Raw genomic sequence first — 16758 nt, 5'->3', positions numbered from 1 at the left:
GCGACCATGGTAGCACGGCGCGGCGCGCACGCCCTGCGAAACGCCGGAAGCGCACGAGGTCAGCAGTCGTTCGACAGTGCTATCTCCTCGTCTATCATATCGAGAATCTCCTCGCGCGACCCCACTCCCAGTTTTCGGTAGATATGGCGCACATGGGTCTTCGTCGTCTCGGGAGAGACGACAAGCTCGTCGCTTATTTCGGTCCTCGACATTCCCTTGGCCAGATACGCAAGAATCTCCCTTTCCTTGAGCGTAAGATCGCACTGCGACGCAATGCGATCGCAGCAATACGCTATCTGCCGCTCGCTTCTATGCCTGTCGATCACACGCTCCATCCCCCATCCTTCGACGAAATTGTTGCGGTTCGAAAGGAACAGGGCGCTCACGAGCAAAAGGAGCTCCACGGAAAGCACAAGCGCGAACGCTTCCTCCCCGAACGCCGCCACCGGCCGACCGAGAACGGCGTAACCCGCAAGATACCCGAAAAAACGGCCAAGCGTCCACACCCCAACGTTCAAGGAGACGGTCCAGAGGGGAGACAGGCTCCGCGTGCGAATCAGGTGGGCGTAAAGCCCCCACACCAAAAGCTCGATGAACCGGTACCCCGCAACGAAGAGCATGTAGCCTTCGGGGGACAGCGTTCCCGAATACAACATGAGCGCGAGCCCCGCAGCCGCCACGAGAAACCCGGCTTTGTAGATGAGGTCGTTGAAATTCACCTTGAGATACGCCATGCATGCAAGCAGCCCGAAGGCGGCGCAGGCATAGGAAGCCAGTCCGTAATCGGACCAGTACGATCCAAATTCAAACACCGCGGAAACCGCTCCGAACGAACCTGTCCAGACGATCGTCGTGATGGTGAGCTTCCACGGAATGCGAACCGAATCCGCCGACACGACAGACGACGACTCCGACATCGCGCCCCCTTCGAGAGCCGCCCGCTTTCGTGACACCGCCCTCAGCGAAAACGCACAAACCACTGCAAGCAGCACAAGCGCGATCTGGGAAACCAGCACGGGAGCCGATGCGAGGACGAAAGCCGCAGCAGCGCTCGCAACGGTCGCGATCGCTCCGCACAAAAGCGTCTTATGGGCCCCTATCATCCCAAACGACATCCCGCATTCCAAACACAGCAGCGCAATGCCAATGCCGCCAAAGAGCGATCTTGCTGCCACAAGCCCGATCAGGACAACCGGATCGTCAAAACCGATCTGGAACACCGCAAGCGCAAGAAAGGAGGCGAGCGCAAGCGAGGTGCTCACAACGTACGGAGAGAACCCGCGGGGAATTCGCTTCCCATGCAGACGATAGACAACGGCAAACACAAGCAACGTCGATCCGAGAAAGGCGAAGAAGGAGAGCCTGTCGAACAAGACAAAGAAAAGCGGCACACCCTGCCCGGCCAACGACTCCTGAAAACGAGCGGCCGAGTTCGACAGGAGCCATGGCCACAGCCAGAACACGCAGAAGCTGACCCAGAGGGCCGTATCCTCTGCAGCGGTTTCAGCTATCGACCGCGCAAGCCGACCGACCCTCGTCTTCGTGCGACCACCGTCTTGCATCCTCGCCCCTTCCCCGAAACGCCACGACGAACCGCCAACCCCTTGATTTACCGGGAAACAAGCTTGTCACCCGGTGCGGGTGAGAGGGGAAGTCCAAAAATCCCCCACCCCTAGTGACCATTTGACCTGCGAAAATAGATTTCACTCGCAGCAAATAGCCATTGAACTCAACCGCTATTGTATGCCATATTCAAAACGTCGAATCAATCCCGATTCGACAAAGATCGCAAGCAAGGGAACATGAGGGAACAGGAGGAGGATCATGCCCGAAAAACCCATCACTCGACGCGCGTTCCTGGAGTTCGGAGGCGCCGCAGCATTGACGGCCGGAGCGATAGGCCTGACAGGATGCTCGCCCCAAGGGCAGGAAGCCGATGAGGCTCGTTCGGCGGCAACCGCTGCGAGCGAGAACGTCTCATGGGACAAGGAGGCCGACGTTGTGATCGTCGGGTTCGGCGGCGCCGGAGGGGCGGCGGCCATCGAGGCGAAACGGGCGGGCGCCGAAGTCGTTGTTTTGGAGGAGCTCGATCACCCCGGAGGATCGACTGCGGCATGCGGGGGATCAATCCTCATGGCGGACACTCCGCTGCAGAAGAAGTTCGGGCTAAAGGACAGCGTGGAGGCCTTCTACGATTACATGTGCGCCGCCGGCGGCGCAGCGGCCAACCAGGAGGCGCTCAAGGTTCTCTGCGATTTCTCGCCGCAACTCTACGACTGGTGCGTCGGATGCGGCATGGATTTCGAAGGCGGCGAGCTGTATCCCGGCCCCCACATCAACAGCTTCAACAAGAAAGGCTACACGCTGTTCTACACCGGCAACGAGCAAGCGCGCGCCTTCGCCGAGATCACCCCGCCCGTTCCCCGTGGCCACTCCTCGCTGCCCAACTCATCGGGCGCAGATGTCTTCTCCGCCCTCCAATCAACCGCTGACGCCTTAGGCGTCGAGGTGCTCACGGAGACCGCCGGAAAGCGCCTCGTGACGGACGCCGAGGGGCGCGTTGTAGGCGTGTCGGCAGAGGGGAAGGACGGCGAAATCGCCATCCGCGCACGCAAGGCCGTTGTCCTGACTGCCGGAGGATTCGCCGACAACGAGAGCATGATGGCCGAGCATTACCCGCACACCAACAGGCATGGCCAATCCCTCATCTCGGCAGGTAACGAGAACGGATCGGGCATCCTCATGGGGCAGGCCGTCGGCGCCGCCACACGCGGGATGGGATGCTTTCAGATAGGCAAGCCGCTATCCACAATGAGCGACGCCCTCCCGCGCGGAGTGCTCGTGGACGGGCACGGACGCCGCATCGTCGCCGAGGACGAGTACAACACGTTCGTTGGGAGGGCCATCATGGCAGCGTCGACCGAGCGCTGCTTCCTCATCCTTGACGACCGAGCCGAAACGGAGGGAGGCGCCGCAAAGATACTCGGGGAGCCGGTTGCCACGTGCAACTCCATTGACGAGGTGGCAGCAGCCGTGGGCGCCAACCCGGCCGTGATGGGCGCAACGATCGCCTTCTACAACGAGTCCGCATCCCTAGGGGAGGATCGCGAGTTCGGCAAAGACCCGCAATTCCTCGTCCCGCTCGAGCAGGGTCCCTACCACGTGCACGCATGCGGTTCGGAGGCATGCGTGATCGGCACATGCGGCGGCCTCAAGATAGACACCGACGCGCACGTACTCGACCGCGACGGCAACGTCATCCCAGGCCTGTACGCCGCAGGGCGAAACTCGGGCAGCATCTTCGGTTGGTACATGGGAAGCGGGGCGTCAGTCGCCGACGTCCTCACTTTCGGCATCATCGCCGGAAGGAACGCCGCCGCCGAGTCCGGCAGCGAGGAAACGGCCGCCTAACCCTGCGCGAAGCGGAAACCTCGCACCTTGCGCTTTGCATCGCCTTGCGCTCACGCGCCACGCCTAGGTCGGCTCTCCTATGCCGAGCCGCCTCAGATCGGCTGCGAAGCGTTCGGACGCAAGGCCCAAGCCTTCGAAGCCCGCCGCGCGGCCGGGCAGCTCGTCGTTGGCGAAGCGGCACAGCTCGGGCTGGAAGGAGCTCTCGGGGTCGACGCGCGCCGGCCCCGAGAGCAGCTTGTCCGCCAGCACGTTGAGAAACGCCACCGGTCGCCGCCCGTGGGTGCGCGTGACCTCGGGAGCTCCGGCGAAAAACAAGTACGCGTCCGCCGCAGGCCCGCCCACGCCCGCCTGCGCAAGCGCCGCGCGCATCGACGCGACCGCAACACCCTCCCAGCCCGCCCAGTCGCCCGGCTGCATGCATGCCGCTGCAAGAAAGCGGTTGCTCGCGTTCACCGCCAGCAGCACGTCGCACCCGTCGAGCCGCACGCGATGCGCCTCCCAGCAAAACAGCGGATCGTCCGCCTCGCCGTAGGGCGGGCGCGGCAGCCGTAAGAACCGCTGCAACGGTATGGTGACGCCCAGCTGCACAACCCCTCCTTCTCCGGTCGTCCTCTCGCTGCGCACAGTATACCCGGACGCGCGCGTGCGCGCAGGCAAGAAGACGTCCGTTCGCCCCGCCCGTGCTCGCCGGCATCGGGCTGCCTCCCCGCCAACACCCGCGAAGCCGGCTCGCCACACGCGCCCCGCCCCCGCCGAACCCCTCGCCCTTGCCTTCCGGCACCGCGCATGCTATACTCTCGCGCGCAACCAACCCGCAGGCGCCCCTATGCCAAGCGCCCGCCGACGACAGGAGCGCGATACATGAAGTTCTAGCGATGCCGCCCATCCGACACGTCCGCTGCGCCCACGCGGCGCGGCCGTGCGCGGACCCGCATCGCAGCTTCATGCCCCTGGCCCACCGGACCGCCCGGTCCGCCCTTTCCGCGAACCCCTGCGACCCGCCCGCGCACGGCCTCTTGCCATCAGGAGGTCATCTATGGTTCTCACCCTTCGCAACATCGCCTACACCTACCCCGCATCGCCCGAGCCGGCCCTTCGCAACGTCTCCGCCACCTTCGCCGTCGGCTGGTGCGGCATCGTCGGCGACAACGGATGCGGCAAAAGCACGCTCGCCCGCATTGCCTGCGGACTGCTGGCACCCGACGCCGGCGAGGTGTTTCCGCACCTCGCAAGCGCCTACTGCCCCCAAAGCGCCGCCGAACCGCCCGCCCTGCTGGAGGACTTCGCCTGCGACTTCTCGCGCGAGGCCGTCCTTTTGCGCGCAAGCCTGGGCATCGAGGATGACATGCCCTGGCGCTTTGACGCCCTGAGCTTCGGCGAGCGGAAGAAGATCCAGGCGGCCGTCGCCCTTTGGCAAAGCCCCGACGTGCTGGTGCTCGACGAGCCCACGAACCACGTGGACGCCCCTTGCCGGGTTCAGCTCACGCACGCGCTGCGAAAGTTCCCCGGCATAGGGCTGCTCATCTCCCACGACCGCGAGCTGCTGAACAGCCTGGCAAGCAGCTGCCTCATGCACGAGGACGGCGCCTGGGTGCAGCGGCCGGGCGCCTACGACCAGGCGCGCGCCCAAAGCGAGCGCGAGCGGGCAGAGGCTCTGTCCCGGAAGGCGGCCGCCAAGCGGGAGGCGGCCCGCCTTGCCGCCGAGGCCGACGCGCGGGCGCACCAGGCCGCGCGGACGGCGGCGCGCCTGAGCGCCCGCCATCTGGACAAGCACGACAGCGACGGAAGGGCCAAACGACGCCTGGCCGTGTTCACCGGGCAAGACGGCAAGGCGGGCGCGCTCGCGTCCGCCATGGAGGCCCGCGCCGCCCGCGCGCGGCAAAAGGAGCGGCAGATCCGCGTGGCCAAGCGTTACGACGGGTCCCTTTGGCTGGACGCGAAGCCCCATCCCCGGCCGACGCTCTTGTTCATGGACGCGCATGCCGTGCCGTGCGGGCAGGGGATGCTCTCCCTGCCCGCGCTGGCGGTTGGCAGGACCGACCACATCGGCATAGCGGGGCCAAACGGTGCGGGCAAATCAACGCTCGTCCACCATCTTCTGGAGCGCCTTCCGAACGACATCCCCACGCTCGTGGTGCCGCAGGAGGTGCCGCCCAAAGCCGCGCGCGAGGCGATCGAGCGCTTGCGCGCGGCCGACGAGGCCCGCAAGGGACGCATCCTGTCGGTTGTCGCGCAGCTCAACTCGGACGCCGAGCGCATCCTGTCCGGCGAGAACGTGAGCCCGGGAGAGCTGCGCAAGCTCATGGTGGCCGAAGGCGTGCTGGACGGACCGGCGCTCATCGTGATGGACGAGCCCACCAACCACCTGGACCTTCACTCCGCCGAGGCGCTGGAACGGGCGTTGGCGGCCTATCCCGGCGCGCTCGTCGTGGTCTCCCACGACCGGGATTTCCTCGCCGCTTGCACAGGCATCCGCTGGGACGTCGGAGGCGGCCGCGTCGAGGTTCGATGAGGCAGCTCTCTGCCAAACCGCCGTCGACACGGGCAAGCCACCGCTTGCAGGGTCCGTGTCAACGGCGGCTTAGCGGAGAGCAGGGCGAAGGAGGGCGGGACGGCCCACACATGCCCCCGCCGGACCCCGGCCCGCGTCGCCTCCCGCCTCCGCATAACCGCCCCCGGCCCCAAGCGCTTGACGCGAGAACGCGCATGGGGTAGGTTGCGATGCGGCCGATCAAGAAAGAGGAAGCGCATGGAAATCGAGGAAACGCGAACGTTCGACGTGCTCGTGGTGGGAGGCGGCATCGCCGGCACCACGGCAGCCCTGCATGCAGCGCGATCAGGCGCGCGAACGGCGCTCGCATGCGCCGGCGCGCTGTTCTCGGGCTCAAGCTTCTACCCCGGCACGTGGGGTTTGGGGCTTGTGGGCCCGGAATCGCCCGACGACGAGGACGATCTTGTCCGCGCGATACTCGATGTCGGCTGCGGCGTGGCCGACCCCGGCCTCGTCTCGACGTTCGTGCGGGACATCCCCGCCGCCATCGACGGGCTTGAGAAGATCGGCGTGCGCCTCCTGCACCCGGACCGCCCCGACGAGCGGGAGTTCGTGCCCTGCTTCGACCGCAAGCACCGGCTTTGGCGCGGCATCGTGCGCGAAAGCTACGAGGAGGCGGCAGGACGCGAGCTTGCGCGCCTCGGCGTGGAGGTGCTGCCCGGACGCGAGCTTGTCGACCTCGTGGAACAGGACGACGCCGTTGCGGGCGCGGTGCTGGCCGCACGCGACAAGGGGCGTTTCGAGCTGGTGGGAAGCAAGGCGACGGTGCTCGCCACAGGCGGGTTCGGGGGCCTGTTCGAGCGGCGGCTCACCGCCAACGACGTGGCGGGCGGCGCGCACGCGGTGGCGCTCGCGCACGGATGCGCGCTCGTCAACCTCGAGTTCATGCAGATGATGCCGGGCCTTGCGAGCCCCGTGAGCGGCATCGTGTTCAACGAGAAGACGTTTCGCCACGTCGATCTGCGCAACCCGGACGGCACGGATCCTTTCGCGGGCCGACCCGACGTCCAAGCGCTTCTCGAGGAACGCTCGGGCCACGGCCCCTTCACCGCGCGGCTCTCGTCGCGCGCGATCGACCTCGCCATGGACGCCGCGCGACCGGAGGGGCTTGTCGTGCGCTACCGCACCGGAGGCGGAAAGCTTCCCGAATTCGTGCGCACCTACTTCGACTGGCTTGAGGAGGCGGCGGGCGTGCGACCCTCCGACGAGCTGCGCATCGCGCCGTACGCCCATGCGGCCAACGGCGGCATCCTCATCGACTCTGACGGATCCTGCGGCGTGCCGGGCCTGTTCGCCTGCGGCGAGGCCACAGGCGGCATGCACGGAGCCGACCGCATAGGCGGCCTTTCGAGCGCGAACGGCCTCGTGTTCGGCGGGCGCGCCGGACGCGCGGCGGCAACCTGGGCGCAGGGGCGCGGCGACAGAGGGGACGGCGCCTCGCTCTCTGCGGACATCCCCGCAACCGCGCTGCCCGACGCCCCCGCGATCGCGCGCGAGCTGCGCCACATCATGACGGAGTCGTGCATGATCGTCCGCACGGCAGACGGGCTAGAACAAGCCCTCGCCACCCTGCGGCAGCTCTCCGACCGCGCGAAAGACGAAGCGCGCGCCACAAAGGACGCGACGGCGGCTGCCAACGCCTCCCTCGTGCGTCGGCAGCTCGCGCTGGCCGAGGCTTTCGCCGCAACCGCCCTCGCGCGCACGGAAAGCCGCGGCGCGCACTTCCGCGCCGACTTCCCCGTCGCAGATCCCGCCCAGGCCCGCCCGCTGCGCGTCGAGCTGGACGCCGAGGGCCGCCCCCGGACGCTCCCGCTGCCCGCGGATCCCGCCGAGGCGCCTGAGAGGCGCTAGCGGTCGACCTGGCCGGAATCGGCCGAGTCGGCCAGGTCGGCCAAGGTCGTGCCGTTCACATAACGCTCGATCACATCGTCGAGCCCCGCCCAAAACCGCACGGTGCTGCAGAAGCCCTCGCGCGGGCACTCCTCGCCCTCCCCAAGCGCCAGGCACGCCACCGGCGCGGTCGTGCCCTCCACGGCGCGCAGCACATCGCCCGCCCTGATCGCCGACGGCTCGCATGCGAGCGCGTAACCGCCGCCTTTGCCGCGCACGCTGCGCAGAAGGCCCGCCTGCACAAGCGGCCGCGCCAGCTGCTCGAGGTACTTGAGCGAAATGCCCTCGGCTTCCGACGCCTCGCGCAGCGACACCCGCCCGCCCTCGCCGCCTCGGGCGACGCGCACCATGAGCCGCAGAGCGTAGCGCCCTTTCGTCGACACGAGCATTCGTCCGTCCTTTCCCTATCCTCCCGCGCATCCTGCGAAAAACAGCCGCCTTGCCGCCTGAAAGCGCGTCGGCGCCCCCTCGAACGAGCCGCCCGGATGAGCGCGCCTCTGTGACGTTTCCCTAGATTCTAGCATCTTCACCAGATTGCTCCTTGACAATACGGCGCCTCGCCGTATTTTAATCCTATAAAAACTATAGGATTAAAGAAAGGCACGGACATGACGAAGACGAGCGCGCCCCTCCTCTCCATCGAAAGCCTCTCGGCCTCTGCGGAGGACTCCCCCATCCTGCACGGCGTCGATCTGGCCGTCGGCGCAAGCCAGACCCATGTGATCATGGGCCCCAACGGCGCGGGCAAATCCACGCTCGGCCACGTGATCATGGGCGACCCCGCCTACAGCCTTGACGGCGGCCGCATCCTCTTCGACGGCCAAAGCCTCGCCGGCCTCTCCCCCGACAAGCGCTCGCGCGCGGGCCTTTTCCTGAGTTTCCAGGCGCCTGCGGAGATTCCCGGCGTACCGGTGTCAAGCTTCCTGCGCGCCGCGGCGGCGGGGCGCGACGGCTTGGACCTCAAGGGCAAGCAGTTCCGCAAACGCGTGCGCGCGCTGGCCGAGAAACTGGACATGGACCCGTCCTACCTGGACCGCGAGCTGGGCGTGGGCTTCTCCGGCGGCGAGAAGAAGAAGCTGGAGATGCTGCAGCTGCTGTTGCTGCAGCCGAAGCTGGCCATCCTCGACGAGACGGATTCGGGACTTGACGTGGACGCGCTCGGCGTGGTGTCGCGCGGCATCGACGCCTACCGCCGCACCTCGGACGGCGCGCTCGTCGTCATCACGCACAACACCCGCATCTTAGAGCGCCTCGACGTCGACCGCGTGCACGTGATGGTGCGCGGGCGCATCGTGGCCGAGGGCGACGCGTCACTTGTCGCCGAAATAGACGCGCACGGCTTCGAGCGGTTCGAGCGCGCGGCCGAGGACGCGGCCCGGAACGGAGGCGCGGCCCCGAACGCGCGCGGCGACGGCGCCGAAGCCGCCCGGCAGGCCGACCCGTCGCCGGCAAGCGCGGACCGCGCCGCCCAAACCGCCGCAACCCGCTAAAGGAGGCCGCCGTGACCAAGGAACGCACCTACGTGGAGGACGTCGACCGCGCCCTCTACGACATCGCGGACGTCGAAACGGACGCCGAGCGCCTGGCCGCGGGCCTCACGCCCGACATCGTCCGCGAGATCTCGGCCAAGAAGGACGAGCCTGCCTGGATGCTCGACTTCCGCCTGAAGTCCCTTGAAACCTACCATCGTCTCGCCACTCCCGACTGGGGTCCGGCGCTCGACGGCCTGGACATGGACCACATCGTGACGTACGTGAAGCCCAACACCGACCAGCAAAGCGATTGGGAGAGCCTGCCTGATGACGTGAAGAACACCTTCGACCGCCTGGGCATCCCGGAGGCCGAGCGCGCCTACCTGGCCGGCGTCGGCGCGCAGTACGACTCGGAGCTTGTGTACCACAACATGCAGAAAACGGCCTCCGACATGGGCATCGTGTATTCGGGCATCGAAGAGGCGCTGCGTGAGCCGCAGTGGGAGGCGCTCATCCGCGAGAAGTTCATGACGCTCATCCCGCCCACTGACCACAAGTTCGCCGCGCTGCACGGCGCGGTGTGGAGCGGCGGCTCGTTCGTGTACGTGCCGAAGGGCGTCAAGCTCGACTTCCCGCTGCAAAGCTACTTCCGCCTCAACGCCAAGGGCGCGGGGCAGTTCGAGCACACGCTCATCATCGTGGAGGACGACGCGAGCCTGCACTTCATCGAGGGCTGCTCGGCGCCGAAGTACAACGTGGCGAACCTGCACGCCGGCGCGGTGGAGCTGTTCGTGGGCAAGCGCGCGTCGCTGCGGTACTCGACCATCGAGAACTGGTCGAAGAACATGTACAACCTCAACACGAAGCGCGCCGTCGTGCAGGAAGGCGGGACTGTCGAGTGGATCAGCGGGTCGTTCGGCAGCCACGTGGGCTACCTCTACCCCATGTCCATCCTGGCGGGCCGGGGGGCCACGTCCAGCTTCACGGGCATCACGTTTGCCGGCGCGGGACAGAACCTCGACACCGGCTGCAAGGCGGTGTTGGCGGCGCCCGACACGTCGGCCACCGTGGAGACGAAGTCCATCTCGAAGGGCGGCGGCGCGTCCACGTTCCGCTCGTCCATCGTGGCCACCGAGCGCGCGACCGGTTCGGCTGCAAGCGTGTCGTGCCAGTCGCTCATGCTCGACGATATGAGCCGCTCGGACACCATCCCAGCCATGGACATCCGCTGCAAGCACGTGGACATCGGTCACGAGGCCACCATCGGCCGCATCGGCGACGATAAGGTGTTCTACCTCATGAGCCGCGGCGTGTCGGAAGAGGAGGCGCGCACGATGATTGTGAACGGGTTTGCCGATCCCGTGTCCAAAGAGCTGCCGCTCGAGTACGCCGTGGAAATGAACAGCCTGATCAAACTTGAAATGGAAGGGGCCATCGGATAATGGAGACCCTCACGATAGAACACGCGAACGCCCTGCCCGCCCCCACCTGGCACCGCCTGGGCGTAAACGACGTGAACATTGAGCTGCCCGTGCTGGAAGCCGCGCAGAAGGTGGAAGTGCAAGCCGAGAAAGGGCTGCGGGGAGACGCCGGGGCGTTCGAGGAAGCTTTGGCCGCAATCCCCTTCTCCCCCTTCACGGCCGCCACTTCTTTCATGGCCGCCGGCGAAGCCGGGGGTCAACCCGCCACGTGCGCAGCCGATTCGGAGGCATCCCTTGGCGAACCCGCGAGCCTCCCGACGTCGGCTGCGCACCAGGTTGACGGCCAGGAAAGCCCCGCTGCAGCCAAAGATGGCAGGGCTGCCATAGACGGAGGGGCAACCACGGGGAAAGAGGCGGCCATCGGCGAAAGCGTCGCCATCGACAAGCCGGCTCTCTCCTCTTTTCAAATGGAGGCTCTTGAAGCCCGGCACCTCTCGCCTGCCGACGTCTTCTCTACCGGGATGGGACCCGAGGCTTCCGAGTACCTTGAATTCGTGGCGGGCGAGCCCATTGTGTTCGCCACCCGTACGGGCGAGCGCGCCTGCGCCACGGTGCGCGTCACGGGCGTGGACGGCGCGGCCAACGCGGCGGCCATCGACGTCGTGGCCGCTCCCGGGTCGTTTCTCTCCCTCGCCATAGGGCTCGACTCGCCCGAGCCGGGCGCGGGCGTCGTGGGCACGCGGCTGCGCGTGTTCGCCGGCGCCGACGCGCGCGTGGACATCATGAGCACGCAGACGCTCGACGACAGCTGGATCGCGCTCGACGACGCGGGCATCTTAGCTGACGAGCGCGCCTGCGTGCGGGTGCGCCAAACGGTGCTCGGCGCAGGCCGCGCCTACACGGGCCTTGCGGCCGACCTGCGCGGCAACGACGCGCGCCTCGACGTCGACACGCGCTACCTGGGGCACGCGCGCGAGACGCGCGACTTCAACTACGTGGCCCATCAGCGCGGACGGCGCACCGTGTGCAACCTTGACGCGAACGGCGTGCTGGCCGGCGAATCCTCCAAAACGCTGCGCGGCACCATCGAGCTTGCGCACGGCTGCAAGGGCTCCACGGGCTCCGAGCAGGAAACGGTGCTGTTGGCCGACGAGCGCGTGGCGAACCGCACCGTTCCCGTCATCCTCTGCGACGAGGACGACGTGGCCGGCAACCACGGCGCCACCATCGGGCACGTGGCGCCGAAGCAGCTGTTCTACCTGGCCAGTCGCGGCATCTCGCCCGACGACGCCGAGCGCTTGTTCACCGCCGCCGCCTTCGAGGAGGCGGCCCTCGCCGCGCCCGACCCGCGCACCCGCGCCGCCATCGGCCGCCTTGCCACGCAACGCGGCATGCACATCGAAAACGAAGACGAGGAGGCACTCGCATGAGCCGCAATCGCATCGACATCGCCGCGAACCCCTACCGCGCCGACTTCCCCCTGCTCGCCGCGAACCCCGACCTCGCCTTCCTCGACAGCGCGGCCACCGCGCAGCGCCCTGCCGTCATCCTCGACGCGCAGCGCGCGTTCTACGAGGACATGAACGCGAACGCCCTGCGCGGCCTGTACCGCCTGTCGGTCGAGGCCACCGAGGCCATCGAGCAGGCGCGCGCCCACATCGCGCGCTTCATCGGCGCGGCGGATGCGCGCGAGATCGTGTTCGCCCGCAACGCGAGCGAGGCGCTCAACCTGGTGGCGCGCTCCTTCGCCCCCACCGTGCTCGAGCCGGGCGACGAGGTGTGCATCACCATCATGGAGCACCACAGCAACCTCATCCCCTGGCAGCAGGCGTGCCGCGCGGCGGACGCGCGCCTCGTGTACCTGTACCCCGACGAGAACGGCGTGATCACGCCCGAGGAGCTTGACGCGAAAATCGGCCCACGCACGAAGATCGTCGCGGCGGCCCACGTGTCGAACGTGCTCGGCATCGAGAACCCTGTCAACGCCATGGCAAAGCGCGTGCACGCCCACGGCGGCTACCTCGTGGTGGACGGCGCGCAATCGGTGCCGCATATGCCGGTTGACGTGCAGAACCTCGGTGCGGACTTCTTCGCGTTCTCGGCGCATAAAGCGCTCGGCCCCTTCGGCATCGGCGTGCTGTGGGGCAAGCTCGCGCTGCTCGAGGCCATGCCACCCTTCCTCACGGGCGGAGAGATGATCTCCTCGGTCACCCAAACCGACGCCGTATGGGCGCCCGTGCCCGAGAAGTTCGAGGCCGGCACGCAGGACGCCGCCGGCATCGTGGCCACCTCGGCCGGCTTAAGCTACCTTGAGGACGTCGGCTGGGATGCGCTGCAGACACGCGAGCAGGCGCTCGTCCGCGCCGCGATGGAGCGCCTGGCCGCGCTTGACTACCTCGAGATCATCGGGCATCCCAACCCCGACAAGCACCATGGCGCCATCAGCTTCAACGTGCGCGGCATTCACCCGCACGACGTGGCGAGCATCCTCGACGAGAGAGGCGTGGCCATCCGCGCAGGCCATCACTGCGCGCAGCCGCTGCTCACGTGGCTTGGCGTGGAGTCGTGCTGCCGCGCCTCGCTCGCGTTCTACAACGACGAAGGCGACATCGACGCGCTCATCGCCGGTTTGGACACCGTCTGGAGGACCTTCAATGGCTAGCATCTACACTGCGGCGCTCATGGAGCACAACGCGCACCCCGACTACAAGTACGAGATGGACGAACCCACCTGCACGCTCGACGGCGTGAACCCCAGCTGCGGCGACGAGCTCACGCTCGCGCTGCGCCTTGACGGCAACCTCATAAAGGAGGCCGCGTTCACCGGCCACGGATGCGCCGTGAGCCAGGCTGCCGCCGACATGATGGCCGACCTCGTCACAGGCGAGACGGTTGACGAGGCGCGTCGCCTGACCGCCCTCTACCTTGGCATGATCAAAGGCAAGCCGCTCACCGACGCCGAGCGCGAAGACCTCGACGAAGCCGCCGAACTTGAGTCCATCGCCCGCATGCCCGCCCGCGTCAAATGCGCCGAGCTGGCCTGGCGCACCCTAGAGGCGCTCCTTGACCAGCAGATCGCTCAAACGTAGCGCTGCCCCATCTCGCCACACCCAAACCCAAGCCAGATTGCAATTCGCTTCAGACCCTTGATTACGAAACAGTTTCGCTTTTCGCATCACTTTATATGATATAATGCAGAAAATTTTTCCCATTGAATGGTATAAAATTTTCTCATAGGGAGGTCGGGCAGGGTGGAGAACAGATACATCGTGAGATCGCTGGCTAAAACGATAAAATCAGCGAAAAGCAAAGTCATCGTTCTTGAAGGTGCACGAGCAGTAGGCAAAACGATGCTCATGAATCGCGAATTCGTAAACCTCGGTTACCAATACTTCACGCTCGCCGATGGAAACACGTTTCGTCTCGCTTCTAAAGACCTCGAATCTTGGGTATCCGACCTACCCATACCCGCCATCATCGACGAGGCGCAGAGAATCCCCGAATTGCCGCTGGCGATCAAGGAGCGCGTGGACGGCATAGAAAGCGATTCCCCAATCTTCATACTGACCGGCTCTGCCTCTATCAACAAATACAGTCTCGGTGGGCAGAACCCTCTCACTCGCCGATCAAGGCAGCTCACTTTATATCCTTTCACTCAAAGAGAGCTCGCCGGTATCAACCGAAGCCTCATCGACGATCTCTGGAAGGGAATTCCCAACGAATCGTTCCGAGGCTCTGTTTCAAAGGACGAGCTACGGCGAAGAATCAACATAGGAGGATTTCCTGGCTATGCAGCCACCATATTGCATATGAGCGAGAACGAGAGGAACTTGCAAATCGCCTCTGACATCGACAATGTTTTAGGGGAATCAATCCTTCCCGATGAGTATCTCGACAAGACGGTAGCGCAAACCATCCTGCAAGAACTGCTCGCGCTGCCCGGCGGAATACTGAACGTCAGCCGTCTTGCGGCCGAATTGCATTACGACAATCGAACGATAGAGCGATATATCAGTATTTTCACAAGACGTTTTCTCATCACCGCACTTCCGAATCTTCGATTGGCGGCTCATCGGCAGACTATCGCACGCGCGAAAATCCACCCGTGCGACAGCTCGTTCACAACGAACGCACTCCATCGCGCAGGCCAAGACCCCGCGGCAAACCCCTCTTTATTTGGCGGGGTGTTCGAATCGTTCGTCGCCAATCAAATTCTTCCGGAAGCGCAATGGTCGAACAAACGAGCAGAATGCTTCTATTGGCGCGAGCCGGGAAAGAACCCTAAAGAAGTCGACCTTGTCCTCCTTTGCGATCATAAGCTCATCGGAATCGAAGTCAAGTCGGCTTCCACTATTAGGTCGGAAGATTTCAATGGGCTGAGGAAGCTATCGGAAGACGATCGGTTCGTTCGCGGATTCGTCGTATATACGGGCGATCGGTTCATCAAAGAGTCGGACGATCTTTGGGCCATCCCTATCGCTGCATTCTGGAAAGAAGGGGCATTCACCATGGAAGAAAAACCGCACGAGCATTCCTCGACAAGCATCGATCTTATCCCTCAAGAGAAGGCCGTCATCGATGCCAGCATCTTTTTGAGCTATTGCCACGAAGATAACGAGCACTTGGATGGAGCGATCATCCGGCTCGCCCAGAGCATCGTCGCTGAATACAGCTTTCAGTTCGGAAGCTCCCTCAGCCTTTTCACCGATGTCGACTCCATCGACTGGGGCGCCGATTGGCAGCGCACGCTCGACCAGAATATCGAAGCAACCAACTTCATCATGCCCTCAATAACACCGCGCTATCTGAAAAGCGGCCCTTGCCGAGATGAATTGACGAAGTTCTACCAGCAAACCGAAAATTCGACGAACAGCATGATCCTTTCGCTCGTTTGGCAAGACGTCGACAAAGCAGGGTTTTCCGTAGAAAACGATATTGCATACAAAATCGTAAAGAAGCACCAATACAGGAACGTCGCGGATCTTCAAGACCTGGAACCTCAAGACCGAGCGTACAAACAGCGCGTAAGAGAACTCGTGAGCGAGCTAAGGAAGGTTATCGAGAGGAACGCAAGCGAGGCCGTCGGCAGCCATCCCCTCCCAAGCAGCGTCCCAGCGAAGCCAACTGATGAAAAAGGCTTGCTAGAAAAGATGGCCGAGATCGCCGAGGAAATACCCTCCTTCGAAGAAGCGTGCAACAGCTTGCTCGAAAGCATGAATAACGTCGTGAGCACCATGAGCGAGAACCCTGCACCCGTGTTGAAACAGCCCGCCGCGTTCATAAATTGGAGTGCAGCCATTGCCCAAGATACGAGCGTCGACCTTGAAGCGATGAGCAAGAATCTTACTGGCATCAACGACGTATGGCTCGACCTGCACAACTTTATTCGAGAAGCCATTGAAATCGCCTCTCAACTACCGAACGGGCCCAGTAAATCAGAACTCCTCACCAGTATCGAGAACACGCTAGAAGGAATAAAACGATCCTCCTCGATGCCGCCGGACGTTAAGGAATTCGAGAGCCAGTTACAGATGATCCAGACTCTCACGCCTCGCCTTCGACCGCTCGCAACAGGGTTTCGGAACGTATTCGCAACCTTCTCAAGCATAGAATCCATGACCACCGACCTGCTAGCTCAAGCAAAGCTTGCTCGATAGCTACGACACAGTGATGTCGAGCAAAACACCGGACATCCTGCCGCCCAAGCGCGCGGACGAAAACCGAGCAGGCACTGCGCTGTTCACCAAGCGCCCGGCAAGCGACGCGACAAAAAGAAAGGCCGCCGCCCGCAGCGATCTGCTCCTTATCTCGGCCGAGGACTTGTTCGAGGACCTGTAGGCGAAGGCGGCGCCCATGGGGCGCCGCGCATCCCGGAAGCGCTTCTCAACCAGCAGGCCGTCCGAACATAGCGCTAGCCGCACCGAACAAGCGACGCTTGAGGCGAAAGCGCGCGCAACGCGGGGTGTTGACCCTCACGCGACGTGAGGGCATAAGATGGTGCCGCCTGACACAC

13 protein-coding genes are annotated in these 16758 nt (G+C 64.8%); 10 read left to right on the top strand and 3 right to left on the bottom strand.

The window, feature by feature from the left end:
* Positions 1 to 59: 59 nt before the first annotated feature.
* Positions 60 to 1562, bottom strand: coding sequence for a helix-turn-helix transcriptional regulator (locus tag ACWKY3_RS10050; protein ID WP_449316269.1), 1503 nt, complete (start codon positions 1560 to 1562; stop codon positions 60 to 62).
* 262 nt (positions 1563 to 1824) lie between these two features.
* Between ACWKY3_RS10050 and ACWKY3_RS10045 the strand changes: the two genes are divergently transcribed.
* Positions 1825 to 3411: an FAD-dependent oxidoreductase gene (locus tag ACWKY3_RS10045; RefSeq protein WP_449316268.1), complete on the top strand. Its 1587-nt coding sequence runs from the start codon at positions 1825 to 1827 to the stop codon at positions 3409 to 3411.
* Between the two features lie 63 nt (positions 3412 to 3474).
* Here the strand turns inward: ACWKY3_RS10045 and ACWKY3_RS10040 are convergent, their stop codons facing one another.
* Positions 3475 to 3999 (bottom strand): DUF6933 domain-containing protein, encoded by a 525-nt coding sequence (locus ACWKY3_RS10040; RefSeq protein WP_449316267.1) that lies wholly within the window; start codon positions 3997 to 3999, stop codon positions 3475 to 3477.
* A gap of 448 nt (positions 4000 to 4447) precedes the next feature.
* Here ACWKY3_RS10040 and ACWKY3_RS10035 point away from each other — a divergent pair, with 448 nt between their 5' ends.
* Together ACWKY3_RS10035 and ACWKY3_RS10030 are read left to right on the top strand one after the other, a co-directional pair.
* Complete coding sequence (locus tag ACWKY3_RS10035; RefSeq protein WP_449316266.1) at positions 4448 to 5923, top strand: ATP-binding cassette domain-containing protein; 1476 nt, start codon at positions 4448 to 4450, stop codon at positions 5921 to 5923.
* A 237-nt stretch (positions 5924 to 6160) separates the two neighbouring features.
* On the top strand, positions 6161 to 7813 hold the full coding sequence (locus tag ACWKY3_RS10030; RefSeq protein WP_449316265.1) for an FAD-dependent oxidoreductase: 1653 nt from the start codon (positions 6161 to 6163) through the stop codon (positions 7811 to 7813).
* On the opposite strand, the gene ACWKY3_RS10025 is transcribed toward ACWKY3_RS10030, so the two are convergent.
* Entirely contained in the window at positions 7810 to 8241 is a 432-nt protein-coding gene (locus ACWKY3_RS10025; protein ID WP_449316264.1) for an RrF2 family transcriptional regulator, read from the bottom strand. The genes ACWKY3_RS10030 and ACWKY3_RS10025 overlap by 4 nt on opposite strands.
* A gap of 219 nt (positions 8242 to 8460) precedes the next feature.
* On the opposite strand from ACWKY3_RS10025, the gene sufC reads away from it, so the two are divergent.
* From sufC to ACWKY3_RS09990, 7 genes are all read left to right on the top strand, one after another.
* Entirely contained in the window at positions 8461 to 9342 is an 882-nt protein-coding gene (gene sufC, locus ACWKY3_RS10020) for a Fe-S cluster assembly ATPase SufC (protein WP_449316263.1), read from the top strand.
* 11 nt (positions 9343 to 9353) lie between these two features.
* Positions 9354 to 10766, top strand: coding sequence for a Fe-S cluster assembly protein SufB (gene sufB, locus ACWKY3_RS10015; protein WP_449316262.1), 1413 nt, complete (start codon positions 9354 to 9356; stop codon positions 10764 to 10766).
* Positions 10766 to 12175 (top strand): SufB/SufD family protein, encoded by a 1410-nt coding sequence (locus tag ACWKY3_RS10010; protein ID WP_449316261.1) that lies wholly within the window; start codon positions 10766 to 10768, stop codon positions 12173 to 12175. The genes sufB and ACWKY3_RS10010 overlap by 1 nt, the downstream gene beginning before the upstream one ends.
* Positions 12172 to 13407 (top strand): aminotransferase class V-fold PLP-dependent enzyme, encoded by a 1236-nt coding sequence (locus ACWKY3_RS10005; protein ID WP_449316260.1) that lies wholly within the window; start codon positions 12172 to 12174, stop codon positions 13405 to 13407. The genes ACWKY3_RS10010 and ACWKY3_RS10005 overlap by 4 nt, the downstream gene beginning before the upstream one ends.
* The gene (sufU, locus tag ACWKY3_RS10000; protein WP_449316259.1) at positions 13400 to 13834 is read left to right on the top strand and encodes a Fe-S cluster assembly sulfur transfer protein SufU; all 435 of its coding nucleotides are present in this window, start codon (positions 13400 to 13402) and stop codon (positions 13832 to 13834) included. The genes ACWKY3_RS10005 and sufU overlap by 8 nt, the downstream gene beginning before the upstream one ends.
* 162 nt (positions 13835 to 13996) lie before the next feature.
* Complete coding sequence (locus ACWKY3_RS09995) at positions 13997 to 16402, top strand: DUF4143 domain-containing protein (RefSeq protein WP_449316258.1); 2406 nt, start codon at positions 13997 to 13999, stop codon at positions 16400 to 16402.
* Positions 16392 to 16583 (top strand): hypothetical protein, encoded by a 192-nt coding sequence (locus tag ACWKY3_RS09990; RefSeq protein WP_449316257.1) that lies wholly within the window; start codon positions 16392 to 16394, stop codon positions 16581 to 16583. Before ACWKY3_RS09995 ends, ACWKY3_RS09990 begins: the two co-directional genes overlap by 11 nt.
* Positions 16584 to 16758: the final 175 nt, after the last annotated feature.

The organism is Rubneribacter sp. (assembly GCF_965361815.1).
The sequence above is the reverse complement of the archived record's forward strand: the minus strand, read 5'-3'. Positions and strand labels throughout refer to the sequence as shown.

Excerpts from the sequence above, each read along its gene's own strand:
- ACWKY3_RS10035 (WP_449316266.1), top strand. The coding sequence starts at position 4,448 with ATGGTTCTCACCCTTCGCAACATCGCCTACACCTACCCCGCATCGCCC.
- ACWKY3_RS10005 (WP_449316260.1), top strand. The coding sequence starts at position 12,172 with ATGAGCCGCAATCGCATCGACATCGCCGCGAACCCCTACCGCGCCGAC.
- sufU (WP_449316259.1), top strand. The coding sequence starts at position 13,400 with ATGGCTAGCATCTACACTGCGGCGCTCATGGAGCACAACGCGCACCCC.
- ACWKY3_RS10030 (WP_449316265.1), top strand. The coding sequence starts at position 6,161 with ATGGAAATCGAGGAAACGCGAACGTTCGACGTGCTCGTGGTGGGAGGC.
- sufC (WP_449316263.1), top strand. The coding sequence starts at position 8,461 with ATGACGAAGACGAGCGCGCCCCTCCTCTCCATCGAAAGCCTCTCGGCC.
- ACWKY3_RS10010 (WP_449316261.1), top strand. The coding sequence starts at position 10,766 with ATGGAGACCCTCACGATAGAACACGCGAACGCCCTGCCCGCCCCCACC.
- ACWKY3_RS10045 (WP_449316268.1), top strand. The coding sequence starts at position 1,825 with ATGCCCGAAAAACCCATCACTCGACGCGCGTTCCTGGAGTTCGGAGGC.
- ACWKY3_RS10025 (WP_449316264.1), bottom strand. The coding sequence starts at position 8,241 with ATGCTCGTGTCGACGAAAGGGCGCTACGCTCTGCGGCTCATGGTGCGC.
- ACWKY3_RS10050 (WP_449316269.1), bottom strand. The coding sequence starts at position 1,562 with ATGCAAGACGGTGGTCGCACGAAGACGAGGGTCGGTCGGCTTGCGCGG.